Source organism: Vibrio sp. SCSIO 43153, assembly GCF_023716625.1.
GTDB lineage: Bacteria > Pseudomonadota > Gammaproteobacteria > Enterobacterales > Vibrionaceae > Vibrio > Vibrio rotiferianus.
This window is the reverse complement of the sequence record NZ_CP071856.1, coordinates 1,917,553-1,944,536: the sequence shown is the minus strand read 5'-3', so window position 1 is coordinate 1,944,536 and position 26,984 is coordinate 1,917,553. Positions and strand designations below refer to the sequence as shown.

The following is a 26,984-nucleotide window of genomic DNA, read 5'->3' as shown; positions in this document are numbered from 1 at the left end:
GTTTTCGATCATTCAGTAGGAGAAATCCATGAGCAAAATCGTGATTATTGGTGGCGTTGCTGGCGGTGCGTCTGCAGCAGCTCGTGCCCGTCGTCTTAGTGAAGACGCAGAAATCATTATGTTTGAACGCGGTCCATTTGTTTCTTTCGCAAACTGTGGTTTGCCATACCACATTGGTGGTGACATCCAAGAACGCAGCAAATTACTACTTCAAACTCCGGAGAGTTTTTTAACCCGCTTCAACGTAGACGTTCGTGTGATGAACGAAGTGGTTTCAATTAATCGTCAAGACAAAAGCGTAACCATAAAGAACTTACTTGATGGTTCTGAATACCAAGAAAGCTACGATTTTCTTCTATTAAGCCCTGGTGCAGGTCCAGTTGTCCCGCCTATCCCGGGCATTGATAACCCACTGACGCATTCTCTGCGTAACATCCCTGACATGGATGGCATCATCAAAACAATTGAGACTAACAAAGTTGAACATGCAACGGTTGTTGGTGGAGGGTTTATTGGCTTAGAAATGATGGAAGCATTCCACCAGCTAGGCGTGAAAACCACATTAGTTGAGATGGCGGATCAAGTAATGACGCCAGTAGACCGTGAAATGGCTGGCTTCGCTCATGCCGAGATTCGTGAGAAAGGCGTCGACCTGCGCTTAGGCGTTGCCCTTTCTTCGGTCGAATACGTTGCGAACCAATCTGTCGCTAACACAGAAGCAGGTGAAGATGATGAGCATCAACACCTTCAAGGCAAGCTAACACTATCACTCAACAATGGTGAGCAACTGGATACCGATATCCTGATCATGGCGATTGGTGTGCGTCCTGAGACAAAACTCGCACAAGAAGCGGGGCTACAAATTGGCGCCCTCGGCGGTATCTACACCAACGAATACATGCAAACCAGCGATCCCTCAATCTATGCGGTTGGTGATGCAGTCGAAGAGAAAGACTTTGTCACTGGTGAACAAACGCTTGTTCCCTTGGCTGGCCCAGCAAACCGTCAAGGCCGTATGGCGGCAGACAACATGCTTGGCCGCCAAGAAACTTACCAAGGAACACAAGGTACTGCGATCTGTAAGATCTTTGATTTAGCAGTGGCTTCTACCGGTAAAAATGAGAAACAGCTTAAACGTGAAAACATCGCTTATGAAAAAGTGTATGTTCATGCCGCAAGCCACGCTAGCTACTACCCTGGTTCAGAAACTGTATCATTCAAAATGTTGTTTGATCCTGCATCCGGCAAGATCTTAGGGGCGCAAGCCGTAGGTAAAGATGGTGTCGATAAGCGAATTGACGTAATGGCTGTAGCTCAACGTGCTGGAATGACCGTAGAACAGCTTCAGCATCTAGAGTTAACTTATGCGCCACCGTATGGCTCTGCAAAAGACGTGATTAACCAAGCAGCTTTTGTTGCCAGCAACATCATTAAAGGCGATGCAACTGCGATTCACTTTGATGAAATCGACAATCTGTCAGAAGACCAAGTGCTGCTTGATGTTCGTAATCCGGGAGAGTTGGAATCTGTAGGCTTCATTGAAGGCGCTATTAACATTCCTGTTGACCAACTTCGTCAACGTATGAATGAACTGCCGAAAGACAAAGAGATCGTGATTTATTGTCAGGTCGGTTTACGCGGTAACGTCGCTTATCGTCAACTTGTAAACTCAGGGTTTAAAGCATGTAACCTGCTTGGCGGTTACCGTACTTACAAGTTCGCAAAAGCTTAATCTCTAATTTTGCTTGGACAAAGGGGCACGTAATGTGCCCCTTTTTACATCTCGGATTCGACTAATTGAATAATCTTAGTCGCTTTTTCAAAGTGGTCGAGTTGATGAGTTTGAATCCACCAAGTCGCCGCTTCCATCAATAACTCAGGATTGTCATTCTTATTAGCGAAAAAGGCATAAAAGGACACGCCAACATTGTCGCCTTTCTGCTCTATTTTCTTCTTACACACCTGAATGATTTTGTCTCTTAACGCGATGTTCATTGCCTTTCCCTTTCTCTTTGCGATAGCAAAATTAACCCAAAACAAGAATAACTGTATTTATATACAGCTATTCTTGGTAAGGCAAATAAACGTAATCATCTAGATGAATATTCTCGCGCGAAGACCTAATACCCAAGTGCTACTTTTGTTCGAAAATGCTGGGTCTTTGATGTACTGAATATCCGGTGTGATTTGAATGTAGTCGTTCAACTGCATGTTGTAGTAAAGCTCGGCGGTAAATTGTTCAGAGTCATCCACACCATAAGCGTGTTCTAGGTTATCGTTTACATGGCTCCAGTTAACCGCGAAGCCTAGGTTGTTGGTTGGTTTACCTAAACCAAAGTAACCAATCCCCACCGTTAGCGAGCGATCATAAAGCGCTACATCACCTTCCGAGAAACCACCGCGAACAAATGGCATCAATTGCTCTGTAGCAAAGTAACTTGCTGAGAAGTTAATCCCCTGACCGCTGTCTTTATTCGTCAAGTTATGCTGCGTATCACCATCCAAATGCCACGCCGTTAGGTGGACGTTATCGGTATAGATTTGATCTTGAGAAGCCGTCCAACCCAGTTCAAACGTCGTAAACAATTTATGATCGTTGAATAAGGTATCGAAACCATCAAAAGGCTTGTCTGAACGCCCTTTACCATCAGCCACACCAGCAACCATATAGAAGTTTATCTGTCAGCATGTGTCCAACGGCTAAGCCGAGAATACCATCATCAGGCAGACCAATTGCCCCTCCGCCTGTACTGAAAGCAAGGTTAGTAAAACCTGTCCAAGGACTGGCTAATGCATATGTATCAACATAGTCACTTGTATCTAAAAAGCCGACCATGAACGCGGTTTTTCCACCATTCAGTTGCTGCTGCCAGTAAAGGTTGGTCAAACGCGCGCCTTGATCGCTATATGCAGAACCAATCATGCCCGCGTAACCTAACCCGTTTCCAATAAAGCTAAACTCTTTTGGCGATAATTTACTGTAAGCATGGCGGTGTTCCACTTTCCAAACCAATCCACCAGTATTACCAGATTCAAGACCAACCAAATTCCAACTACCATAAAAACGCGCTACGCCAGCACTTGCGGCATCTTCACCGGCACGTTGTGGGTCAGAGGCAGTTAAGCCAAGCGCTTGGTAATCCAAACCAAACGTTAAGCTATGATCTTCGGCTAGCGACTCTCGCCATGTGCGTTTTTCACGAGTGTTCTCTGTAATAGTATTGTCTACCGAATTTGGGCTACCGAAGTTTGCCGCGTTAACCGATGACGCCACTACAAGTGAAAGAGCAATAGAACTAAGCTTTGGAACAGTTACTTTCATATCTGGCTTCTCATTAAGTTGATGTATACAACAAGAGTTTAATGATTCAGATTTTTGAAAATTGCCATTAAGCGACAGCTCACTGCTTTCTGAGTTTTCTGTATTCGATTCTTACTGATAAGGTCGAATAGAGACATCATCCATTTGGTAAATAGTCTCTACGTTTGCAGCTCCATCCGAATAAGATACATCCGCTTTGGTCTTTTTAATGTGCAGATCCCCTTTAACCCAAATAGGTTCGTAAAGAGATGTGAGCTTTAGGCCTTTCGGGTAATCGACTAATACAATCTGGTTTGCTGGTGGTGGTGGCGTATGGATACAAGCGCCCATGGTTGGAACAAGAAAGAATTTTGTGACAACGTCATTGTTAAATTCTACAGGCGTTACAAAACCAGGAATTTCATACGTTTCTTCTGTTAGTGTTACGTTTGGCGTCGACGCTAGCATGCGACGATGTTGAGTAATTTCTTTGCGCTTTTTGAACAGCCATTCAATGTCTAAATCGTCAGCTTTTAAGCTATCTTCCAACTCTTTCATGGTTTGCTTTTGCTGGTCATTGAGATTTTGAGAATCGCGATACCTAGCAAGAGAACCAAGTTCGAAAAGCTGTTGATCGGTGAGTTTTACAAATGGGTCTTCAATTTGAGGAACATTCACCGGCAGCAGTTGCTCCCAGCTCAATTGATCGGCAGATACATTCGATGAAGCTAGCAAAACTAAGCCAGCCAATAGGTACTTCTTCATACGTTCCCTTGAATAGGTTCTTTGTCTTTTTGAGAAAAATTTGGGGACAACCTGTGCCCCCAAATAGTCGAAAGAGTTTACTACAAGGTGTTCTTGTGGATCTTGCCGTCTTTCATAATTACTTTGAATTTATCTTGGTAATCGTTAAGAATTGTGATGTCTTGCAGAGGATTTCCGTCCACCAGCACAACATCAGCATAAGCCCCCGGCTCTACCACGCCTAGTTTTCCGTATTTATAAGGGTTCATACCGCCCGACCAGCTCAAGACTTCCGCTGCGTTCGATGTGCCCATTTTCATGATCTGATACGGCGTAAACCCGACTTTTTCCATCCATACCATATTGTCTGCTTGGCGTGTATTGTAAGCCGGACCAAACATATCGCCGCCCGTCACAATCAACAGGTCGTATTTACGTGCCCATTCAAACATTTGTTTCGCGCCTTCGTTTACCTTGGTCGCTTTGGCTTTTTGATCTGGACTGAAGAAGGTGATCTTTTCAGGTTCGGCAAACGCTTCGAGAGACATCACCGCTTGTGCAGAAAGTGCTACGCCCTTCTCTTTCATTCGCTTAATGGTTTCCTCAGAGATAAGGAAGTTATGCTCGATGACTTTGACGCCAGCATCAATGGCACGGTTAACCGAACGGTCATGATAAGCGTGCGCCATGACATAAGTGCCGTAATCTTCCGCTACACCCACAATCGCTTCCATTTCTTCTTTGGAGAATTGCGTCATATGGATTGGGTCAAACTCACTTGCGACACCGCCGCCAGCCATGATCTTGATTTGAGTTGCCCCCGAACGTAGGTTCTGGCGCGCAGCACGACGAGCCTCTGTTTCACCATCAACGATATAGCCAAAGCCGTGACGTTCAAGATCATCTACACGCCCCGGAACATCGTTAAAGCTACCGGTATCTGCGTGACCGCCGGTTTGACTCAAGAAACCACCCGCTGGGAATAGTCGTGGGCCTTCTAGCAAACCATTGTTGATGGCTTTTGCCATACCAAGAATGTTACAGCCTGCGTCACGAGCTGTGGTAAAACCTTGGTCGAGGTACTGCATCATGGAAACGTGGGCACGAGCCCCATTGCCATTTGATCGTAACCATCTCGACCTACCAACATGCCTTCCTGAATACACATGTGGGAATGCATGTCGATCAAGCCAGGGATCATGGTTAAGCCTTCGCCGTTAATCGTCGTGGTTTGCTTGTCGGTTTTTATCGGTTTAGCCGAAATCTCTTTGATTAAGTTATCGACAACCAATACGTTCTGGTTTTGCAGTAGCTTTTCATCCGTGCCATTGAAAACATCGACGTTGGTAAACAGCGTTGAGGCTGCATTGGCATTGAGGGCGAACGCACAAGATAGCGCAACTAAAGAAAGGTTCTTCTTAGAAATTGTCATTATTACACCTATGTTTTTGGATAGTTGGGGTCCATTTCCTATAACCTCCCTGTTTAAACAGCGGCGTTATGAGGGCGTCTATTTCAGTGATCACCAAAAACAACTGATCAGATAAAAATACATATGAAACAGACGACTTACGTTAAAAACATAGAAGTCATAATGACGACTTTCAAGGTGGTTTAATTGCCTTTACACGACAACATGCGGATATTGTTATAGAAATGTGAGTTGAGACGAAAACCTCCGATTATTCAGAGGTCTCATTATGACAAGGATTGACGGTACGCTTTAGGCGTGAGATTCATCATTCGCTTAAACGCACGGGTGAAATGAGCAGAATCGGAGTAACCTGTTTTGAGCGCAATATGCGTGATACTTAGGTCTCGGTCAGCTAGTAGGTCTAACGTTTGTTTAAGCACCAAGCCTTCTATCACTTCTCTATACGTCGTATCCTCATTTGCTAGCCTCCTTTGTATGGTGCGAGCATTCATGTCAATCAGTTCGCTAGCTAACTGGATAGAGATCTTACCCATCGAGAGATAAGGCGTCAGCGCCCTTGCTAATGCGTCACTGAACTTATCATCCTCACCCCGAAAACTTGTACTTGGCGCAGTTTGGGATGGCGTGAAAGCAATCGGCTGGTTAATCCATTCATTAGGGATTGAGATTGCAGTAACCGGTCTACCAGTGAAGAACTGCGCGCTCTTCATACCCGGCAACAGATTGAAAGGTTCGGCTTCTAGATCTTGAATGCCGACTTCTGCCAATCGCCATTGGGGGCCAACAAGCTTTTTGAGCAACTCATTCATGAACATCGCGGAGAACATTTCTGCGTAGCGGAACCATTCTCTCTCTGCGTTCTGTTTTTCTCTCACTAGCCACCACTTCCCACCGCGTGATTGAACAGAAATACTCACGTTATCGGAGATTTGTTTAAGCAGTTGGGATACATCTTCTAGGGCTGCTTTTAGCGAGTGAATTTGAGTAATTTGGTTTGCAAATCTAGGTACGTAAATGTCGTGACAAAGCGTCCAAGTAAGCAAGGCAAACTTCTCTGGTGATGCGCGTTCACCTAACGTTTGGAAGACTGCTTTTAGCGCGCTCTCGGGAACAAACGCGTCAAGGGATTGGTTAGACAAGATATCCTGTGGCATTCGGGCGGATTCAAGTAATGAGTGAATATCTCCATCAAGCTCATTGAGCATAGTGGCAAAAAGCTTTACTTCTTCCGAGTGAACCAAAGGAATATCTGTATTGGGCATGCAAGCTATCATCTTAAAATACCAAGGATTATTTTAGTTTAAGCACAAACTTCCGGGCTGTCATTAGTCACAATCCAAGTGCAATTTGATATTGAGAAGTGACTCACTCCGAACAAACAAGCCCACCAATATCGGCCTTCAACATAGATCAGCGCCAGAACGAATACTTGCCAGTTCACGCCACAGTTACGTTCTATCCGCTTTTTAAGCGCTAGTTATACTTCTATGAATGTGATGATTTTCACGCTTTCGTAATCAGCAATCGTTTTCTAGGAATTTTTCCTAGTCGATCTAAGCCCTCCTCTCATGTGGTTCAAAAGAGGACTCTCTACAATCGCCGACAGTTAAAAGAAAGCGAGCACGCAAGTGCATCACACTAATACAAGAGAGTTCACGATGTTAAAATTCCTTGAACAAGTCCGGAAGCCTACCCTAGACCTTCCGGTCGAAGCGCGTAGAAAAATGTGGTTCAAACCATTTATCCAATCTTACCTAGTGGTATTCATTGGTTACTTGACCATGTACCTGATCCGTAAAAACTTCAACGTCGCACAAAACGACATGATTTCTACTTACGGTTTGTCGATGACAGATCTAGGTTTGATTGGTCTGGGTTTCTCGATCACTTACGGTATCGGTAAGACCGTGGTTTCCTACTACGCCGATGGTAAGAATACCAAGCAGTTCCTTCCTTTCATGCTTATCCTTTCTGGTCTGGCAATGCTTGGTTTCAGCTTCAGCATGGGCGGTGGCAGCGCGAGCTTGTTCTTGATGGTGGCGTTCTACGCACTAAGTGGTTTCTTCCAAAGTACTGGTGGTCCTTCTAGTTACTCGACCATCACTAAGTGGACACCGCGTAACAAGCGTGGTTCTTACCTAGGTCTTTGGAACATGTCTCACAACGTAGGTGGCGCAGGTGCTGCAGGTGTGGCTCTGTTTGGTGCAAACTACTTGTTCGACGGTCACGTAATCGGCATGTTCGTGTTCCCTTCTATCATTGCGATCATCGTTGGTTTCATCGGTATGCGCTATGGTAACGACTCTCCTGAAGCCTACGGCCTAGGTAAAGTAGAAGAGCTATTTGATGAAGCAGTCAGCGAAGAAGACGAAGCGGCTGAAGGCAATCAAATGACTAAGAAAGAGATCTTTGTTGAGTACGTTCTGAAAAACAAAGTGATCTGGCTACTTTGCTTCGCAAACATCTTCCTTTACATCGTGCGTATCGGTATAGACCAATGGTCAACGGTTTACGCATACCAAGAACTTGGTCTATCAAAAGAAGCAGCAATCTCTGGCTTTACCCTATTCGAAGTGGGTGCGCTTGTGGGTACTTTGATGTGGGGTTACTTATCTGACCTTGCTAATGGTCGCCGTGCGCTAGTGGCTTGTGTTTCTTTGGGTTTGATCATCGTATCACTTGAGTTCTACCAACACGCAACCAGCGAGTTCATGTACCTAGCGTCACTATTTGTTCTTGGCTTCCTAGTCTTTGGTCCTCAACTGCTTATCGGTGTTGCTGCGGTTGGCTTTGTTCCTAAGAAAGCAATCAGTGTGGCTGACGGCGTAAAAGGCACATTCGCTTACCTAATTGGTGACAGCTTCGCGAAATTGGGTCTAGGTATGATTGCAGACGGTACACCAATCTTTGGTCTAACGGGTTGGAAAGGCACATTCGCTGCCTTAGATACCTCAGCAATGATTTGTATTATTTTGCTTGCTTTCGTTGCTATCGCAGAAGAGAAAAAGATTCGTCAAAACAAGAAGAAGCTTGAACTCGCAGAAAACCAAGCTTAATCAAACAGCGCGCTTTGCCAGTCAAAGCGCGCTAGATCATTAAATAAACTTGGTCAATTTAGTATCATAGTAGGTTTTTATTGAGCTTAGATACCAATCAAAACAAATAGGTGTTTATTCTTGCTGGCTAAAATCACTTATAGCTTTGTTGGAAATTTTGTAGTTAGAGCAACTAGCTAACGGCAATCTCCGCCTCGCTCTAAGCGATTTTTTCTGCGCAATTTTATAAACACTTATTTATCCCGATTGGTATTGAGCTCATTTTCGTTTGTGTATTGCTGAAGTTTGGTATTTAAGATGATTAACGTAGCGCTTGTTGATGACCATGTCATTGTTCGTTCTGGATTTGCTCAATTGCTGAGCCTCGAAACAGACATGAATGTTGTAGGTGAATTTAGCTCGGTAGCAGAAGCTCGAGTGGGATTACCTGCGTGCAAGCCAGATGTGGTTATCCTAGATATCTCGATGGCAGACGAAAGTGGGCTTACCCTACTCTCCGAAATCCCTTCAGGCATTGCTTGTGTCATGCTTAGCGTGCATGACTCTCCCGCAATGGTTGAAAAGTCACTAAAACTCGGTGCAAAAGGTTACCTAAGTAAACGTTGCAGCCCTGACGAGTTGATTCAAGCAGTCAGAACCAGTGCTTCAGGCGGTTGTTACCTAACGCCCGATATTGCGTTGAAGCTCGCCACACCAAGTGATAAAGCGGCGACGTTAACTCAACTGACTCGCCGAGAAAACGAAGTGTGCCAATTGCTGGCTCGTGGTTTGGATGTAAAGTCTATCGCGACTGAGCTTGGATTAAGCCATAAAACCGTTCACGTTCACCGTGCAAACGCTATGGATAAGCTTGGCGTAAAGAACAACGTTGAACTCGCCAAACTGTTCTCGCAAGAGTCATTTTAATGCGCAGCTACACCATCACCTCTATTTGCGGTTTATTCATGACAGGATGCTCGTGGTTCTGTCTGTGGGTGATCGCCTATTACTTTGTGAACGATGCAGAGCTTGCGATCTTGTTGTTCCCCTTCGCATTACGTTTAGGGTTAACACTGCACACGCGCACAAAGTATTGGGCAACGATTTATCTCGCCGAATGGGGACTGACGGTCGCACTTGCTCTACTTCTTGAGCAGCCACAATGGTTGATGGTGTTGGTGGCCAGTTTCCTAAGCATTCCGGTTGTTTACTTTGCTAAGCGTTATTACAAAGGCGATCAGAACCAGCATTTAGCGGTGATGGCGGTCGTGTTGCTCGTGACGTCTTGTATTAACGTACTTGCGGTTGGTTATCACGTTCAATCTGTCTACATGGCGTGGTTAGCGAGCATTGCGGGGGGGTTGTTGGTGCTGCCAATGTGTTACCTACTCTGGAACTACCTCTTCCAAAGCCCTTGGTCACCGCTGACCTCGAATTTGTTAGCCAACGAAGTTCAGTTCAAAGTTCGTCATATTCTGCTTTATAGCGTGCTATTGATTGCCAGCATTTTAGTTCAAACCAGTTTGCCAGATGAGTTAAAACGTTTCGCGCCTTTCTGTATGGCAATCCCAATCATTGTGCTGGCGCTACGCTATGGCTGGCAAGGCGCTCTTCTTGCGACCATGTTAAATAGTATTGCGCTGATTGCTGCGCGAAGTGGTGTTTCGAATCTGGAAATCACCGACCTTCTGTTGTCCCTTTCGGCACAAACCTTAACGGGCATCATGCTCGGTTTAGCGGTGCAGAAACAAAAAGATCTTAACCAAAAGCTTCGTGGCGAATTGTCGAGAAACCAAACCTTGTCCCGACAACTCATTCAAGCGGAAGAATCGGTTCGTCGTGACGTGGCAAGAGAACTGCACGATGAGATTGGTCAGAACATCACGGCTATTCGTACCCAAGCGAGCATCATTAAGCGCGTTGATAACGCAGAAATGAACACACGTTGTGCCGACATGATCGAGAACCTATCACTCAATGTTTATGACACCACTAAACATTTGCTGAGCAAACTGCGTCCGAAAATGCTCGATGATTTGGATTTAAAAGATTCCGTTCACCAGTTAACCCGTGAAATGGAGTTCGACAATCATGGCACTCGCGTTGTGCTTGATTGGCAAGGTGACTATGAGTCTTTAGGCGACACGCTAAAAGTCACCCTATTCCGTTTGTGTCAAGAAGCGTTAAACAACGCAGCCAAATATGCGTGTGCGACGTCAATCGTTATCGAGCTATCTATTGACGAGAACATTTCGTTGAACATCGCTGACAACGGCATTGGCTTCAAAACCGAAGACTGCATGAAAGGCATGGGCGTTCGCGGCATGCAAGAACGGGTACAAGCACTTGGCGGCAAAATGTATATCTACTCTTTGAACGATCATGTGGATGGCACTCAAATCGCCATCACATTACCTAAGGTGTAACGAGCATGTTTGGATTATTTCAGTCTCCGAGCTACAACCAAGCTCCCCTTAGCAAAGGCCAAGTGGATGAACGCTATCGCTATTGGCGTCTGCACATCATGCTGGGTATGTATCTTGGTTATGCCGGCTTTTACTTCACTCGTAAAACATTTAACTACGCTGCACCCGCGATGATTGCTGATTTAGGTTTAGATAAAGCCGATATCGGTATGATAGGTACGCTTTTCTACATCACCTATGGTTTATCGAAGTTTATCTCGGGCACCATTTCTGACCGTTCTAACCCTCGCTTTTTCATGGGTGTCGGTTTAATCGCGACGGGCCTTATCAATATCGCATTTGGCTTCTCTAGCTCTTTGGTTGCACTCGCTGCTCTTTGGGTGATGAACGCTTGGTTCCAAGGTTGGGGCTGGCCTTCGTGCTCTAAGTTACTTACGACGTGGTATTCGCGCTCAGAACGTGGTTTCTTGTGGGCAATTTGGAACACCGCCCATAACGTAGGCGGCGCTTTAATTCCCCTACTCGTTGGATTTCTTACATTCCATTACAGCTGGCGAGAAGGCTTTATCGTACCGGGCGTTATCGGCGTGATTCTTGGTGTGGTTGTTTGTTGGCGTTTGCGCGATAAACCGACCACTCAAGGGCTACCAACGGTTGGTCAATGGCGAGATGACAAGTTAGAACTCGCTCAAGAAAATCACGGACAAGGTCTGAGTTATAAAGAAATCCTCAAACAATACGTGTTCAACAACAAGTACATTTGGTTGCTCGCATTCAGCTATGTACTGGTTTATATCGTGCGCACCGCAATTAATGACTGGGGTAACTTGTACCTGACAGAACAACACCACTACAGTCTAATCAATGCTAACGCGGCATTGTCGATGTTTGAAATCGGTGGCTTTGTTGGTTCTCTGGTGGCTGGTTGGGGCTCGGATAAACTGTTCGGTGGTAACCGAGGTCCAATGAACCTATTGTTTGCCGCAGGTATATTCCTATCTGTTGCTGCACTGTGGTTGATGCCGTTAACTAACTTTGCGTTCCAAGCTGCTGGGCTATTCTCGATTGGTTTCTTCGTATTTGGTCCACAAATGTTGATCGGTATGGCAGCAGCGGAATGTTCACACAAAGACTCCGCTGGTGCTGCAACGGGCTTTGTTGGTTTGTTTGCTTACATGGGTGCCGCTCTTTCTGGCTATCCATTGGCATTGATTCTTGAAGAATACAGCTGGACTGGATTCTTTATCACCATCTCGGTATGCGCAGCCGTTATTGGCTTGTTGTTATTGCCATTCTTACAGGCTCAACCTTCAAGAAAGCCGCTGGCTCCCAAGCTTAGGTTGTAGACATCTGATTGTAGAAGCGACTTCTACACCTCTTAGGGTGAGTTAACCGCTCACCCGTCCAATCTCCACTATTTTTTGCTTCCGATTCAGTTCGGAGGGTTTTCTACGGGTAAAATTCATGAATTCGAATACTATTTCATCAAAATGCTTCTTCAAAATGGACAATAAGATCCAAAACTACGACTGGGGAAGTCGCACGGCTATCCACGATTTGTTTGGCTTTGCTAACGAAGATCAACAACCTCAAGCCGAGGTTTGGATGGGCACGCATCCGAACGGTTGCTCTATCGTCACACAAGGAAACACTGACGCTTCAAGTACAACTGTTTCGCTATCAGAATTGATCAAACAAGATCCGTCAGAGTTTCTATCCCCAAGCACGGCTGAAGTATTTGGTGACCTACCTTTCCTCTTCAAGATTCTTGCAGCAGATAAAGCCTTGTCTATTCAAGTGCACCCAAACAAGCAAGATGCGGAGCTCGGTTATGCAAAAGAACAACAGCTAGGTGTACCGCTGAGTGCATTCAATCGTAATTACAAAGATGCTAACCACAAGCCAGAGCTGGTTTACGCCCTTACTGAATACCAAGCGATGAACGGATTTCGTCCATTTGATGAAATCATCGCTCAGTTCCGCCAGTGTGACATTCCTGAAATCAACGGCTACCTAGAACAGTTTGAGCGCAACCCCAACCAAGATGGCTTGTGTCAGTTCTTCGTAGAGATTCTTTCCATGGAAGAGGCACGCAAGGCTAACGCAGTGGATCACTTATTAAGTTACGCAGCAGCCAACCAAGTACGCCCTGTGTGCGAATTGATTTTAGACCTTGCAGAGCAATACCCGAATGACGTGGGTTTGTTTGCCCCATTACTGCTGAATGTTATTACGCTTAAACCCAGTGAAGCCATGTTCCTGAGCGCAAGAACACCTCATGCTTACATTAAAGGCACTGGTCTGGAAATCATGGCGAACTCAGACAACGTACTTCGCGCTGGCTTAACACCAAAACACATGGATGTGGAGGAACTGGTTAAGTGTACCGACTTTATTCCAAAGCCAATGAACACGCTGCTAACCAAAGCAGAAATCAAAGACTGTGAGCACAACTTCCCTGTCCCTGTACAAGACTTCAAGTTCTCTGTGTTCCAAGAGCCAAAAGATCAACAAGTCGAGATGACCAGTGCAGAAATCTTAATGCCAATCGATGCGGACGTAACGCTGCTTGCAGAAAACGGCGAAACATTGGTGCTTGGCAAAGGGCAATCGGCTTTCATCCCTGCTTATGTAGGGAACTACACGCTCAGCTGTGAAGGTCGCGTAGCTCGTGCATTTAATGGCTAAGTTCATTTCCTCTTAAAACAAAAATGGCGGAGACTTTTCAGCTCCGCCATTCAAACCATTCATTTGTTTACTCACTCTGTGCTTGAGCCAAACGAATACTCACCAAACTTGCCACCATGATAGCTAAGTAAAAGCTCCCGACTATCGCTTCAAAGAAAACGAAGAACTGAGCCACTGGAACCGTTGGTGAAATGTCACCATAGCCCACCGTCGTCAACGTGATAAAGCTGAAGTACAAGGCATTAAACAAGTTCGACAGCCAAGGTTTTGCTTCTAATCCTGTGAAAGAGCTCGGGAAGAACTCCAACACCAACAAGTAGATCACCGCCCACGCAAGCCCCAATAATAAATAGATACAAATCGAACCGATGATGTGGTTTGTCGTTACCGACTTGGTTAATACTACCTGCTTTAGCGCCGAGTATATGTGCGAAAACAAGAACACCAATAACGCACCTAGCGTCAAAATAGACAGATCTAAATGCTCTAAGAACGACATCCCATAGGAGATGACGGCCACAATCAGTAGCACGCCATACCATGTTCGGTTGGTTTTGTTCTTCTTGTTGATACCAGCAATCGAAGCACCTAGTGTCACCACCAAAAGAGCAAGAACAAACTCCTGCCCATCTGGATAAAACTGATGCATCACAGCACAGCCGAAAAACAGCGCAATGAGTGCGAAAAACAAAAAGTAGAAGTTGTCTTCCCTGGTCATCGGTTTCATGATGCCACCTCTACTTTGTCTTCCTCCTTCGCTCTTTGCTCAATGCTCAGTGCTTTGTTTGTTTCCGCGTCATCTTCATCTAACCAGTTCACCATCAACTGGTAAGTCAGACTCAGTACCACGGCACCAACAAACAGACCTACGATACCAGACATTGCCATACCACCCAGTGCACCCAACAGGGTCACAAGCATCGGCGTGTCAGAACCACGGCTTAGAAGTACTGGTTTCAGTACCGCATCACTCGCGCTCACCAAAATACACCAAACGAGGAAGATGCCAGCAACCAGTGTCGATTCGACGCTAAACACGTAAATGATCGCAGGAATCAAAGCTAGAATCGGAGGCAACTGAACAATCGCAACCAGAATCACAGCAACCATCCAAAGCGCAGCAGCAGGAACACCAACCGCGACCATACCAACACCCGCCATGACAGATTGAATCAGCGCAACGCCAATCACACCTTGAACGACACTGCGAACAGTCGACTTTGAAAGATCAATCAACGCTTCGCCTTTCTTGTTGGTGAGGCGATCAGCCAGCTTGGTAAAGCCTTTCTGGCACACTTCAGCATTGCTCATGAACGCACCTGCAATCATGGTCGAAATAATGAACTGGATGAAACCACCACTTACCGAGCCAACAATAGATGCCGCTTGAGAAAGGAAGCCTTTCACTTGCTCGCCATACTTAACCAAGAAGCCTTCCATGTTGGTCGATGCGTAGTTAATCGCTACGAACAGCTTGTCGCCCACCACAGGGATCTCTTTCAGGCTTTCTTGCGGCTTGGGTACAACTAAGGTGCCATCTTGCAACCCAGTGACGACCTCGGTACCACTGGTATAAAGACCGGATGAGAGCGCGATAAGTGGGATTAAAAGTAACAGCACACCGATAGTACTGAGGAGCGCACTCGCCTTACCTTTTGAAATGCCTAAGCGATTGTGAAGGGACATCATGACTGGGTAGAGCGCGATGGCAATAATGCCGCCCCACACAACCAACATAATGAATGGACTGAGGATAGAGAAACACCACCAGATCAGTAACGCTACGGCTCCGATCTTGATAGCGGCGTCTATCGCCTGTTTAGAGAAATCATTTGAAGCTTTCATAGCGTTACCTTTTCACTGTCTGTTAAGTGTTATGTTTGCAAAAACTTCCATTGTCGGGTTTCCAAAAAGAGTGATGCGAGGATCATGTACGTCCCGACCAACACCAATTGGAAGATTCGGATAAATGTATTGCTGTCGATATCTCCGGAGCTCATTAGCGTGCTGCCGATCAAGACAAGCAAGGTACTGAACGCCGTAGCGAATATCGGTGCCTTCTCTGGCACGGTGTAAATCTTCTTCCCTATCAATACCGCCAATAACGCAATAAAGGCGGTGTAAAAGAATATGCTTGGCACAATGGCGAGAATCGAGAAAGCCAAGATGGCAAGTATCCCGCCGATACCGTTACTGATGATTAAGAAGGCGCTTAATTTGACTGACTTCTCTGACGTAATCATCAAAGACAGCAACGCGACAAACATCATAGTGAGCAACGCTTCTGAAATCTGAAAGACAAAGAAGAAGCACACCACAGGAAACGAAATCAACATGGCTCGAAATGAAGCATGCCAACGTTGCTCCTTACCAATCGGTGGAGCCGCATAACCAGCGAACTCACTGTCTGGCTCTGGTAGATAAATATGAACCAGGGCAAAAATCGCCACCGATACCGCACCGGAAATTGCCAAGCCACTCGCGAGCACAACAGAAATTGCTGGGTTATTTATTGCCATAAACGGCAACATCAACACCGCAATCAACAAAATGGTCGCGAACAGATTCCATTTGGGGTCAGTAAACAAGTAGTAACCCCATGCCATCATCAAACCGACGGCAATCAGTAGAACAATTGGGTACTGAGTAATGCCTCCTGAAAGAAGCAACCCCAACCCCATGGTGGCAATCAATGCCAGCAGCAACTCGTAAATCGTTTCTCTATGAAGGTTTGGCTTATCGACCAAGAACTTCGCGGTAAATACCGGCGCGACAAACGCCAGTTGCCAATTAATCCAAGCAGCGAGAAACACCGCCAGACCTACACCAATGGTGAAGCGCAGAATCCGGCGTTGAGTTGCGTTATCAATGCTCAGATTATCGGACATAAGACAGTACGCTCAGTAGACGAATCCAAAGTTTGCCAAGGGTGTTGAACACGAAGTTGTCACCGCTGTAAACAATCACGTCTGCTTGACCGCCAACACGTAGCATTCCCGTTACCTCTTCACGATCAAACTCGATAGCGATCGGTAGCATTTGCGTTTGGCGTAACCAGCCTGTTTGTTGGTTGGCTTGCGCCAGCTTACCCGCTTGTTGGTTTTGTCCCCAATCGACACCCCAGTCGATGCTGCTCACTTTACCTTTGATGACTTTGCCGGGAACAAAATCGAGGGCGATTTCTACTTCGTCACCAATGCTAACGTTGCCTAAGCTGTTTTCACGGAAGTACGCTTCAATCCAAATGTCTTCTGTCGACACAAACGTCATGATTGGCTGACCGGCTGAAGCGTAGAAGCCTTCGGTCAAACTGAAGTTCGAAACACCACCTTGAGTTGGCGCACGAATCACAGTACGTTCTAAGTTCAGTTGAGCTTGCTCAAGTGCCAGCAATGCTGCTTTGACTTGGCTGTTTTCTTCACCTTCTGCGCCAAGTTGTTGTTTCGCTTTTTCAAGATCCGCTTCTGCATTTACTACGTTTGCTCTCGCCGTTGCCAATGATGCTCTGGCTTTGTCTGCATCCGATTTCGACACCACCCCTTTCTCTGCCATGGCAAGAACGCGGTTGGCTTGCGCTTCGGTGTTTTGGCGCTCCACAATCGCAGAAGTTAATCTCGCTTGAGCCGAAGCGATTGAAGCGGTTTGCGCACCAACGTTCTGGCCAGCAATTTCCAGATTCTCTTCAGCTTGCTTTACTGCAATTTCATAATCTGATTTGTCGAGAACGGCGAGCTCATCACCCTCTTCAACAAGTTGGTTCGGACGAACCTTAATATCTAAAACATTGCCAGAAACCTGAGGTTTTATCGGCACGATATAGCCTTTGACACGTGCATTGTCAGTCACTGGAATGATGCGGTCTGACACAATGCTGAACCCGAGCATGACGACAATAAACAAAAGCAAATAGTTGGTGACCGTCTTTACTTTGTCTTTTTTATTCGTCTCTTTGTTTTCTGCCACTTCCGTTGGCTGTTTTTGTTTTTCGTTCTCGGACATGTTATCCCCTTGCCATTGAATAGATTGAACATTTTAAGAATATACCGTCCTGCTCAACCTTCAATTAATTGAATAATAAATAGCGAGCTATATCTAAAACCGTGCGTTATGCGCTAAGATAAAACAGTGATAAAGGAGTATCCGCCAAAATGCCAAATCAAACGTTTCATCTACCTGTCATTCAAACTAACTATGCTCGAATCCTCGTCGAAGTCTTTGCTGACTATGGCTTAGACAAGCATAAACTCCTTAGTGACGCTGGCTTACCTGCGGACTTATTCCAAACCGAGAGCAACTACATTCCGTCTGAATCGATAAAACGTTTAATTCATCTCACTTCTTCCCAACTTGGCGTAACGAGATTCACCGACTTATTGGTGTTAGTCTTTCGTCGCCGCGTTATACCCAATGTCTTGCATCAGTTTGTACCATTTAAAACCATCGGCGATTCAATGCAGCACATTGATGAAATCTTCAGTTTAGACTCGCCTGGTAGTAACGTTTCTTTCGAAACCCATCATGGCCACGCCTGGTTCTGTCGATATTCGGAACAGAAAGACACACAAATCGCTAACTGGTCAGAAGCATTTGCTGTGATTTACATCATTGAGCTCATCAGCATTTTGACCAAAACCGCTTGGTATCCAAGCAAGGTACGCCTGCAAGGCAGTAACAGTGATATCGTAAAAAGTGTTGTTCCTAGCCAGTGCCAGATATTTGTGGGTCAAGAGAAAACCGGAGTTTACATTCCCGCGGACATTCTTAACGTACCAATCCAAATATCGGACTCACAGTTAGGCGCTGAACCGAGTCAGATCCAGTGGCATACAAGTTTTACCGATAGCGTGTTTGAACTCCTTCGCCCTTATGTGCGAGAGCGTAATTTGTCGATAGAAGAAGCGGCTCAGTTGCTGAGCTATTCTGTTCGAACCTTTCAAAGAAAGTTAAAGAATGAAGGCACTTCTTTTCGGCATATTAAAGAGTCATTGATGTTCTCTGTTTCTTGCGAATTGATGGAAGAAGGACACTCTCTCACTTATATATCCAATCAACTTGGCTACACCAGTATTTCGCACTTTTCGCGCGCCTTTAAAAGAGTGTCCGGGTTATCTCCTAAAGTGTATAAACAATCTATTGCGCTAAACGCATCCAGCACTTCGTGACGTTATACTGCTCAGTCCATTTGAGGCTTGGTACTTGGTAATTGTTTGAGCTTGGCCTGCATCAGTGTTGCGAGGTCTATTTCATCACACAGCACTTCTACGTCCTGAACTCGAAAGTAAACAATCATACGTTACCCTCAATTGAAAACGTGCGGCTATTATGCCGTGGCGCAAACCAAGTTATTTACCATTTTACGCCACCCGACCACATTCCAATCTCATTATTTGAAGTCTCAAATTAGGGTAGTTCGCCCACTTTGCACAATTTTTACAATAAGAAGACATTCGGTGGTTTGTTCATTGCGTTTTACTTCTAAGCCAGGTGCTTATCTTGGTTTTTATATATTTTTCAACAATATACTGCATTGGCTAGCCAGAATGTCGTTTTTGTCAGCCAATGGATAACGTTCTATCTATTGGTCAAGCCGAATGTTCATCAGTTTGAAGCTGAGCAGCCTTTTGTTGCAAAACGTATACGCGGGATTGTAATCACGTTTTGTATCACTACAATTCCAAACCAAATGAATAAAGAAACGTTTGTATGCCGAAATTAAATTTAGACAGCGCAAGGAATAGCTCTGCACTCTCTGATAATGAAACCTGCGAAAAAGTACAATCGGCATTAGAACCGAAATACCACAAGCCAGAAAAGAAACTTTGCCTCAGTGCGGGTCTGACGGAAAAGCACATTGAACGCCGTTGGAAAGTACTCGAATCCATGACGGACAAAGATCTTCTTCTGGATCTTTTCACACAATCGCATTACGACCAATACGCCAACAACATTGAACACTTTATTGGTACCGTTAACGTCCCTGTCGGTGTTGCTGGGCCTCTACGTATTAACGGCTTGTTCGCGAATGACGACTACCTAGTACCACTCGCAACAACAGAAGCCGCGCTTGTTGCTTCTTATAACCGCGGCGCGAACTTGATTACCGCAGCTGGTGGTGCAAGTACACTTCTGATCAGCGAAGGCGTCAGTCGTACTCCGGTGTTTGGTTTCCAATCACTTGCAGAAGCAGCGCAGTTCGTAAGTTGGGTGGTCACTCAATACGATATCTTCCGTAAAGAAGCGGAATCCACCACCACGCACGGCAAGCTGAAAGACATCAACGTTAACATCGAAGGCAATCATGTTTACTTAGTGTTTGAATACGTAACGGGCGACGCGTCTGGCCAGAACATGGTGACCATCGCGACACACAAAGTCTTCCATTACATTCTTGAACACAGTCCAGTCGCGCCGGCTGATGCTTACCTTGACGGTAACTTGTCTGGTGATAAAAAAGCCAACGCCCACACTTTACGCTCTGTGCGCGGTAAAAAAGTCTCAGCTGAAGTGACGATTCCTGCAGCTTTGATCGAGAAATACCTGCACACCACACCAGAGGCGATGGTGAAATTTGGCAAAATGAATACCGTTGGTGGATTGCTAAGCGGCACTATCGGTATTAATGCGCACTACGCTAATGCCCTCACCGCTCTGTACATCGCCTGCGGGCAAGATGCAGCGTGCGTTGCAGAATCTGCGGTTGGTATTACTAGAATGGATGTGGATTCTCACGGTAACTTGTATACGTCAGTCACTTTACCAAACATTATGGTTGGTACTGTAGGCGGTGGTACTGGCCTACCAACTCAAAAAGCGTGTTTGGATATACTTGGTCTGCATGGTAATGGCAAAGCAAAAGCGTTAGCAGAAGTCGCTGCTGGCCTATGCTTGGCAGGTGAGCTTTCCATTGTTGGCGCATTCTGTGCCGATCATTTTTCTCGAGCACATCATAAGCTCGCCAGAAAAAGTAACTGATTACTTTGTTGTATAGGTAGCACGCGAAGTGCTGCCTACCTTATCCCTCAGCCTGAAAAATGAGCTATCAGCTAAAGTAATTAATGCTTTTGCATGATGGTTTTTGCCCCCAACACGCCGTTAAATAGCCCGCCAATACTTATTGTTTACATAAAATTAATTGATGCTTAGATCACGTTTTTATACGGTTGTTTCAATCTTTTACCTCGTTTTTTTGAACTAACGAAAGCCTTGATTTTAGTATTTGTCTCACGCACCCGCTAAATCTCCGCTTTAGTTTGTCTATACTCGCTTTGAAACAGTATGTTAGCTTTTTCTTAATTAGCTCAAACGATTTTGCTCTTTCATTGTCACTCACTCCCATACGGCTATACGTAGGTAAGAGAGTTTATATGAAACGTCAGAAACTATATCACTTAACCCTATTTTTCTTCTTCGTGCTTTCAGTTGGTTCCATGCAACCCGTTATGGCTGAATTAACACAGCAACAGATTACGCGCACACTATATCAAGCGACTTTTGGGCCTACTCCTCAGAGTAGAGCGCAGCTTGAGTCGCAAGGCTTAAACCTTTGGCTAGAGAATCAACTCAATTATCCACCCACTCTCCACATAAACTTGTATCAAACTCCATTTACTCGAGGAGCCCAAGCAAATAGAGAAAATTCTTGGTATCAAATTTCAGTAACGTCTCAAGATCAATTAAGACAACGAACTGCGTTCGCACTAAGTCAAATACTCGTAGTGTCTAGGTATGGAAACAGCCTTTCAGGCAAAGCCCTAGGACTCGTGACCTACTACGATCTTTTAGTTGAAAACGCATTCGGTAATTATCGGGATCTACTTTATAAAACGGCCACACATCCAGTTATGGGCAGCTACCTCTCGATGATGGGAAGTAAAAAAGCAGATAATACGACTGGCTCCCTACCCGATGAAAACTATGCCAGGGAGCTTATGCAGTTATTTACTATTGGCTTATATGAGTTGAATCTGGATGGTACAAAGAAACGAGACTCCGCAGGAAACGCCATTCCTACCTATAGCCAGTCAGATGTGCAAGAGTTAGCTCGTTCACTAACGGGATGGTTGAAATCAGATAGCGCTTTTACAAAACCGATGCGTGTTGTTGACTGGCGCCATGACGATGGCTCAAAAGCTTTTCTTGGGAGCACGATTCCTTCCGGTTTGAACGCCGATGATGAACTAAATCTAGTCATGGATATTTTAATGGCCCATGACAATATTGCACCTTTCGTGTCAAAACAACTAATACAACGCTTAGTAACATCGAATCCAACACCTGACTATGTCGAGCGAGTTGCGTCGGTATTTAATGACAACGGTAGCGGGACAAAAGGCGATTTAGGCGCGGTTGTTAGTGCGATATTGACTGATCCCGAAGCCTTAGGCTTAAGCACGGTACAACCTATTAAATTAAAAGAGCCCATTATAGTTTTTATGAACTTTCACCGTGCTCTAGGGTTTGAGCCAATCGATAATCGCTATTACGGTGCTGTCGGCCTAATGAACTCAGCTAACCAAGGCGCATTACGCTCGCGAAGCGTTTTCAATTTCTATTCTCCAGATTATGTGCCTTCTACATCATTTAGCAATGCGGGTTTAGTGGCCCCTGAGTTTGAACTGCTTGATTGGTCTGTTTACACCGATGTGGTGAACACAATGTACAACGAAATACGCCAAAATGGCGGAAGGACTCATGCTCTGGCACTTAATGAGTACTACCAACTGCTTGATGATCATCCAGCACTCGTTACATTAATCGACCAACGACTGCTTGGTGGTGACGCATCAACTGAACTCAAAGAGACTCTGCTCAACGTTTTAGATGCCTACAAATCCAATTACGTTGCCAAAACCAAATTGTCGTTGGCCTTTTTTACCGTGTTATCTAGCCAAGAATTCTTTGTTCAAGATTAGGAGCTCAACATGGATATATCTCGAAGAAACCTATTGAAAAGCACTGCCTCCCTTAGCGTCCTAGCATCCTTGGGCTTGCCGAGTCTGACGCTTGCCTCACCAAGTAATGATTACAGAGCGCTGATTTGTGTATATTTGTCCGGCGGAAACGATGCAATTAACACCGTACTACCTCTGTCTGATTCCCATTATCAAGCGTATAAAGCGGTGAGAAGTAATTTGGCTGTAGAGCGAGATACGATTCTCTCAACTCACTTAACTGCCACCGATAATTATGGAAATGAAGTCCCTCTGGGCTTACATCCAAGCCTTTCAGCACTTCAGCCCCTGTTCGAACGCGGTGATGCTAACGTCGTTTTAAACAGTGGTATTCTTGAACGCCCTCTGAGCAAGTCTGAAATAGAACAAGACAAGGATGTACTCCCTACTCACTTATTTTCTCATAACTCTCAAAGGAATAGCTGGTTATCCGGTGGAATGCCCGTTGATTCAAATTTAGGCTGGGCCGGAAGAATGTTGGATGTATTGAGTTCACAGGCTGATGTAACACCGTTATATAGTATCCATGGAGATTCTCTATGGCTCAGATCTGTCGACCATACACAGACGGTTTTAAAACAAGACAGGGTACTTCAACTAACAGCAATTCATAAAAGTGATTTCAACGAGGCATACGCAAAAATACAGGCCATTAAACCTGCAAGTCTTTTCGGTAACCATTTCAATACGATGACAGAGCAATCTATGTTGATGAGCCAACTTTTAGCGAGTGAGCTTAAATCCGTCGAGCCAGTTGCAGGGTTTAGTAAATCAAGCTTAGGGAAACAGCTTAATATGGTATTTAAGCTAATCTCACGCCAGAGCTCTCTGTCACAACAACGACAAATCTTCTTTGTTAAACATACTGGCTATGACGTGCATGATGCTCAGTTAACAAAACATCCTTCGCTTCTAAAAGATCTTTCGGAAAACCTCAGTGCTCTATATCAAGCCCTTGATGAACAAGGACTTAGTGACAGCGTAACTACCTTTACCATGTCTGATTTTGGCAGAAGAATGACCAGCAATGGTAACGGCACTGACCATGGTTGGGGTGGGCATCAGCTCGTCATTGGAGGGGCAGTAAAAAGCACTCAACCAATTGGTACTTGGCCTGAACTAGTATTAGGTGGTGAAGATGATTACTCCAAAGGTCGGTTAATTCCTAAGATTGCCGCAGACCAAGTCGGTGCTACTTTGGCTCAGTGGATGGGGATCAGTGATGGCGCGGCACTAGATTACGTATTCCCTAACATTCGAAATTTCTCGACATCGAACTTAGGCTTTATGGCTTAATTTACCAAAACACAAAAGACAAAAAAGGGAGCAAAATGCTCCCATTTGTTTATCGCATGTATTGCTTCGTTTACGCGCCTTCACCGCGAGGGCGTTCGTTACACAACTTGATTGCTCGCTCTAAAAGCTCAAGTGCTGTCTTATCGCTTTCTGGTAGCGCTGCGTCACTTTCAGCAATAGGCGTTACGCGGTCACCCCATTTCAGTACCGCCGCACCCCATGTTAGGCCAGCACCGAACGCTGCTAATAGCATGTTGTCGCCTGGCTTAACACGGCCTTGTTCTAGCGCTTCACACAGTGCAATTGGCACTGTCGCTGCTGATGTGTTGCCGTAGTTTTGGATGTTCACAAAAGCTTTTTCTTGTGGAATACCTGAAAGGTCACACAGCGTTTGGATGATACGGATATTCGCTTGGTGCGGGATTACCACGTCGATTTGATCTGTGGTTAGCTCTGAAGCTTTCAAAACCGTTTTCGCCGCTAGACCCATGCCTTTTACGGCACGTTTGAAGATCTCTTGACCTACAAAATTGAAATCCCAGTAACCGTTGTCTTCCGCAAAACGATCCATGCATGTGCCAAACTTAGGCACAGAAAGGATGTCACGCCCTTTTGCATCACAACCAATTTGCGATTGCAGTAGGCCTGTTTCTTGTTCTGTACGAGTCAGAACTACGGCCCCTGCACCATCGCCGAACAATACCGCAGTATCACGCATTGCCCAGTCAATGTAGAAAGAGAGACGTTCAGCACCAATAATTATTGCATTACGGTAGTTACCTGATTGAATCAAACGTGTACCTGTTTCAAGGCCGTATACAAAGCCAGTACATGCCGCGTTTAAGTCGAAAGCCGCTGCAGAGCGAATACCAAGGTTTTGCTGAACTTTAGAAGCAATGTTTGGAATAAGAGAGTCAGGAGAGCATGTAGCAACAATGATAAGGTCGATATCACTCGCTTCTACACCTGCACGTGCCATTGCATGTTGCGCGGCTATCGTTGCCATGTCCGACGTGTTTACGTGGCTAATGCGACGGTTTTCGATACCAGTACGGGTGCGAATCCATTCATCTGAAGTTTCAAGGAAAGTGCTAAGGTCGTCGTTAGAGAGCGTGGCTGGTGGAAGACATTTTCCCCAACCGGTAATTTCAGCGTAGTAATTTGTCATCGCAGACCTATTTATTGTTGTATTTTAATGAAATTTCTTAGAACCTGTTCGGGTCCAAATACAGACTTGCCGTCTTATATATCGGCAGGCTAAAAAAGAAGTATACAAATTATGAGGCTGACTGGTAAGTCATGTTTTCATGAAGTTGTCATAAAGGAAGAAGTCATGTCATCGTTTAAAACTCGTTGTCCGTCTTGTGGCGGTTTAAATCGCGTCCCTAATGAGCGAGTTGCGGAAGCTGCAAGCTGCGGTAAATGCAAGAATGCTCTATTTGATGGTGCCCCAATAGAAGGCACTGTCGATAATTTCTCAGCGCTGCTAGAAAGCAACACGCCAGTCGTGGTCGATTTCTGGGCACCATGGTGCAATCCATGTGTGGGGTTTGCTCCTGTTTTTTCGGATGTCGCGCAAGAACAGGCTGGAAACGCTCGTTTTGTCAAGATTGATACCGAAGCGCAACAACAATTAGCGGCGCAGTTCGGTATTCGCAGTATTCCAACGATTATGGTTTTTAAGAATGGTCAGCGTGTTGACATGATCAATGGTGCCCTACCAAAAACTCAATTTGATCAATGGCTAAATCAAGCACTTAGCAAATAAATCTCTTCGCCAGCCTAACTCTTAGGCTGGCGTTTTTATGCAGCATTCCCTCATAGAATATCGATAAATATCTTTTGTCGAAACGACTTAAATATATCATTTTACTTGCCTATTAATTAGCCTCATATTCGCGCCGAATAACCCCTGATTTTTACTTAACTTATAGGCGCAAAACATTGGAAAACACAGCCATTCCTGCAACATCACCACGAGTCACAGTTCCTGTTGTAGCACTGTCTCTTTATGCAGTGGCATCAGGCTATTTGATGAGCTTGATCCCTCTTATGCTTGGTGAATACAACATCTCTGCTGATTACGCGAGTTGGTTGGCGAGTGTGTTCTATGGCGGTCTATTAGTTGGTGCTATTTTCTTTGAACGTATTGTTCGTAGTGTGGGCCACCGTAAAGCATTTGTCGGCTGCCTAGCGACTTTCTCATTCACCATCGTCGCACTTCCATTGGTTCCAAATGGTATCGTATGGCTTGTTGCGCGCTTCATTGCGGGTATGGCAGTTGCAGGCGTGTTTGTGATTGTGGAATCATGGCTAATGTCCGGTGATGAATCTTCTAGAGCAAAACGCTTGAGCCTTTACATGCTGTCTTTATACGGTGGCTCTGCTCTTGGTCAGTTTGGTATTGGTATCCTAGGAGTAAGCGGCGGTGTTCCTTTTGTCGCGATCACTACACTGATCCTAATGGCAATACTGGTTTTGCTGTTCATTGATTGCGAACAACCAAACAGCCATGAATCAACAGCATTATCGTTCAAACAGATTTCTAAACTAAGTCACGCTGCAATCATTGGTTGTATTGTTTCAGGCCTAACTTTGGGTGCGATTTATGGCCTGATGCCAGTAGAACTCGCAAACCGTAAGATCAGCCACCAAGACATCGGTACATTGATGGCGCTCGTGATCCTAGGGGGCATGCTTGTTCAACCTATGGTTACAGCATTAAACAAGTACATGGCACGTACTGTGTTGATGGCGTTTTTCTGTATCTTAGGTATTTTCTCTATCGGCCTGACTTTTGTATCTTCATCAGCGGTAGTACTTGCAGCGGCACTGTTCCTGTTGGGTATGGCAACTTTTGCACTATACCCAATCGCAATTAACTTAGGTTGCGAAGGATTAGACGAGCGTTTCATCGTATCTGCAACGCAAGTTATGTTGTTCAGTTACAGCGTCGGTTCAGTAGCTGGCCCAGTGGTTGCTGATAAATTCATGGGTCAGATGCACGGCTTGTTGGGTTACTTGTTCGCCGCTCTGCTTGCGACTTGTATCTACATGCTAATCGCAGCAACCAAATCAAAGCACCAAATGGCCGCAGGGCTGTAATAT

Annotated in this window: 22 protein-coding genes and 1 pseudogene; 12 read left to right on the top strand and 11 right to left on the bottom strand. The window is 45.3% G+C overall.

The window, feature by feature from the left end; translation table 11 throughout:
• Positions 1 to 28 precede the first annotated feature (28 nt).
• Entirely contained in the window at positions 29 to 1,732 is a 1,704-nt protein-coding gene (locus J4N37_RS24895) for an FAD-dependent oxidoreductase (protein ID WP_252042717.1), read from the top strand.
• 44 nt (positions 1,733 to 1,776) lie between these two features.
• On the opposite strand, the gene J4N37_RS24890 is transcribed toward J4N37_RS24895, so the two are convergent.
• From J4N37_RS24890 to J4N37_RS24865, 6 genes and pseudogenes are all read right to left on the bottom strand, one after another.
• A complete protein-coding gene (locus J4N37_RS24890) occupies positions 1,777 to 1,995 on the bottom strand; it encodes a DUF6500 family protein (RefSeq protein WP_005446898.1) in 219 nt (72 codons plus the stop codon).
• A gap of 99 nt (positions 1,996 to 2,094) precedes the next feature.
• Positions 2,095 to 3,322: pseudogene (locus J4N37_RS24885) on the bottom strand (carbohydrate porin).
• Between the two features lie 111 nt (positions 3,323 to 3,433).
• Complete coding sequence (locus J4N37_RS24880; RefSeq protein ID WP_010451735.1) at positions 3,434 to 4,066, bottom strand: DUF3299 domain-containing protein; 633 nt, start codon at positions 4,064 to 4,066, stop codon at positions 3,434 to 3,436.
• An 80-nt stretch (positions 4,067 to 4,146) separates the two neighbouring features.
• On the bottom strand, positions 4,147 to 5,136 hold the full coding sequence (locus J4N37_RS24875) for a metal-dependent hydrolase family protein (protein WP_252042715.1): 990 nt from the start codon (positions 5,134 to 5,136) through the stop codon (positions 4,147 to 4,149).
• Positions 5,133 to 5,477: a hypothetical protein gene (locus J4N37_RS24870; RefSeq protein WP_252042714.1), complete on the bottom strand. Its 345-nt coding sequence runs from the start codon at positions 5,475 to 5,477 to the stop codon at positions 5,133 to 5,135. Before J4N37_RS24870 ends, J4N37_RS24875 begins: the two co-directional genes overlap by 4 nt.
• Before the next feature lie 266 nt (positions 5,478 to 5,743).
• Entirely contained in the window at positions 5,744 to 6,742 is a 999-nt protein-coding gene (locus J4N37_RS24865) for a helix-turn-helix transcriptional regulator (protein WP_252042713.1), read from the bottom strand.
• Positions 6,743 to 7,138: 396 nt separating this feature from the next.
• Here J4N37_RS24865 and uhpT point away from each other — a divergent pair, with 396 nt between their 5' ends.
• The 5 genes from uhpT to manA all read left to right on the top strand — a co-directional run bounded on the left by uhpT (position 7,139) and on the right by manA (position 13,629).
• A complete protein-coding gene (gene uhpT, locus J4N37_RS24860) occupies positions 7,139 to 8,536 on the top strand; it encodes a hexose-6-phosphate:phosphate antiporter UhpT (RefSeq protein WP_045388798.1) in 1,398 nt (465 codons plus the stop codon).
• A gap of 297 nt (positions 8,537 to 8,833) precedes the next feature.
• Positions 8,834 to 9,442, top strand: coding sequence for a response regulator transcription factor UhpA (gene uhpA, locus J4N37_RS24855; protein WP_045367819.1), 609 nt, complete (start codon positions 8,834 to 8,836; stop codon positions 9,440 to 9,442).
• A complete protein-coding gene (gene uhpB / locus J4N37_RS24850) occupies positions 9,442 to 10,941 on the top strand; it encodes a signal transduction histidine-protein kinase/phosphatase UhpB (RefSeq protein ID WP_171357279.1) in 1,500 nt (499 codons plus the stop codon). The genes uhpA and uhpB overlap by 1 nt, the downstream gene beginning before the upstream one ends.
• Before the next feature lie 5 nt (positions 10,942 to 10,946).
• Positions 10,947 to 12,287, top strand: a complete 1,341-nt coding sequence (locus tag J4N37_RS24845) for an MFS transporter (protein ID WP_252042712.1) — start codon at positions 10,947 to 10,949, stop codon at positions 12,285 to 12,287.
• A 118-nt stretch (positions 12,288 to 12,405) separates the two neighbouring features.
• Positions 12,406 to 13,629 (top strand): mannose-6-phosphate isomerase, class I, encoded by a 1,224-nt coding sequence (gene manA / locus J4N37_RS24840; protein WP_252042711.1) that lies wholly within the window; start codon positions 12,406 to 12,408, stop codon positions 13,627 to 13,629.
• A gap of 67 nt (positions 13,630 to 13,696) precedes the next feature.
• Here the strand turns inward: manA and J4N37_RS24835 are convergent, their stop codons facing one another.
• The 4 genes from J4N37_RS24835 to J4N37_RS24820 are packed head-to-tail and all read right to left on the bottom strand — an operon-like array spanning position 13,697 to position 17,628.
• The gene (locus J4N37_RS24835) at positions 13,697 to 14,356 is read right to left on the bottom strand and encodes a potassium channel family protein (RefSeq protein ID WP_009705362.1); all 660 of its coding nucleotides are present in this window, start codon (positions 14,354 to 14,356) and stop codon (positions 13,697 to 13,699) included.
• Positions 14,353 to 15,474 carry an AI-2E family transporter gene (locus J4N37_RS24830; RefSeq protein ID WP_252042710.1) on the bottom strand — a complete coding sequence of 374 codons (1,122 nt, stop codon included), beginning with the start codon at positions 15,472 to 15,474 and terminating at the stop codon, positions 14,353 to 14,355. Before J4N37_RS24830 ends, J4N37_RS24835 begins: the two co-directional genes overlap by 4 nt.
• A 29-nt stretch (positions 15,475 to 15,503) precedes the next feature.
• A complete protein-coding gene (locus J4N37_RS24825) occupies positions 15,504 to 16,517 on the bottom strand; it encodes a DUF2955 domain-containing protein (protein ID WP_017189078.1) in 1,014 nt (337 codons plus the stop codon).
• The gene (locus tag J4N37_RS24820; protein WP_041052960.1) at positions 16,507 to 17,628 is read right to left on the bottom strand and encodes an HlyD family secretion protein; all 1,122 of its coding nucleotides are present in this window, start codon (positions 17,626 to 17,628) and stop codon (positions 16,507 to 16,509) included. The genes J4N37_RS24825 and J4N37_RS24820 overlap by 11 nt, the downstream gene beginning before the upstream one ends.
• Before the next feature lie 149 nt (positions 17,629 to 17,777).
• Here J4N37_RS24820 and J4N37_RS24815 point away from each other — a divergent pair, with 149 nt between their 5' ends.
• The 4 genes from J4N37_RS24815 (at position 17,778) to J4N37_RS24800 (ending at position 23,876) form a co-directional block, all read left to right on the top strand.
• Positions 17,778 to 18,791 (top strand): helix-turn-helix domain-containing protein, encoded by a 1,014-nt coding sequence (locus tag J4N37_RS24815; RefSeq protein ID WP_252042708.1) that lies wholly within the window; start codon positions 17,778 to 17,780, stop codon positions 18,789 to 18,791.
• A gap of 541 nt (positions 18,792 to 19,332) precedes the next feature.
• A complete protein-coding gene (locus tag J4N37_RS24810; protein ID WP_252042707.1) occupies positions 19,333 to 20,601 on the top strand; it encodes a hydroxymethylglutaryl-CoA reductase in 1,269 nt (422 codons plus the stop codon).
• Positions 20,602 to 20,993: 392 nt separating this feature from the next.
• Positions 20,994 to 22,541 (top strand): DUF1800 domain-containing protein, encoded by a 1,548-nt coding sequence (locus J4N37_RS24805; protein ID WP_252042706.1) that lies wholly within the window; start codon positions 20,994 to 20,996, stop codon positions 22,539 to 22,541.
• Between the two features lie 9 nt (positions 22,542 to 22,550).
• Complete coding sequence (locus J4N37_RS24800; protein ID WP_252042705.1) at positions 22,551 to 23,876, top strand: DUF1501 domain-containing protein; 1,326 nt, start codon at positions 22,551 to 22,553, stop codon at positions 23,874 to 23,876.
• 70 nt (positions 23,877 to 23,946) lie between these two features.
• On the opposite strand, the gene J4N37_RS24795 is transcribed toward J4N37_RS24800, so the two are convergent.
• On the bottom strand, positions 23,947 to 25,044 hold the full coding sequence (locus J4N37_RS24795) for a ketoacyl-ACP synthase III (protein ID WP_252042703.1): 1,098 nt from the start codon (positions 25,042 to 25,044) through the stop codon (positions 23,947 to 23,949).
• 165 nt (positions 25,045 to 25,209) lie between these two features.
• Here J4N37_RS24795 and trxC point away from each other — a divergent pair, with 165 nt between their 5' ends.
• Together trxC and J4N37_RS24785 are read left to right on the top strand one after the other, a co-directional pair.
• Positions 25,210 to 25,644 carry a thioredoxin TrxC gene (trxC, locus tag J4N37_RS24790; RefSeq protein ID WP_010451698.1) on the top strand — a complete coding sequence of 145 codons (435 nt, stop codon included), beginning with the start codon at positions 25,210 to 25,212 and terminating at the stop codon, positions 25,642 to 25,644.
• A 176-nt stretch (positions 25,645 to 25,820) separates the two neighbouring features.
• The gene (locus J4N37_RS24785) at positions 25,821 to 26,981 is read left to right on the top strand and encodes an MFS transporter (protein WP_010451697.1); all 1,161 of its coding nucleotides are present in this window, start codon (positions 25,821 to 25,823) and stop codon (positions 26,979 to 26,981) included.
• Positions 26,982 to 26,984: the final 3 nt, after the last annotated feature.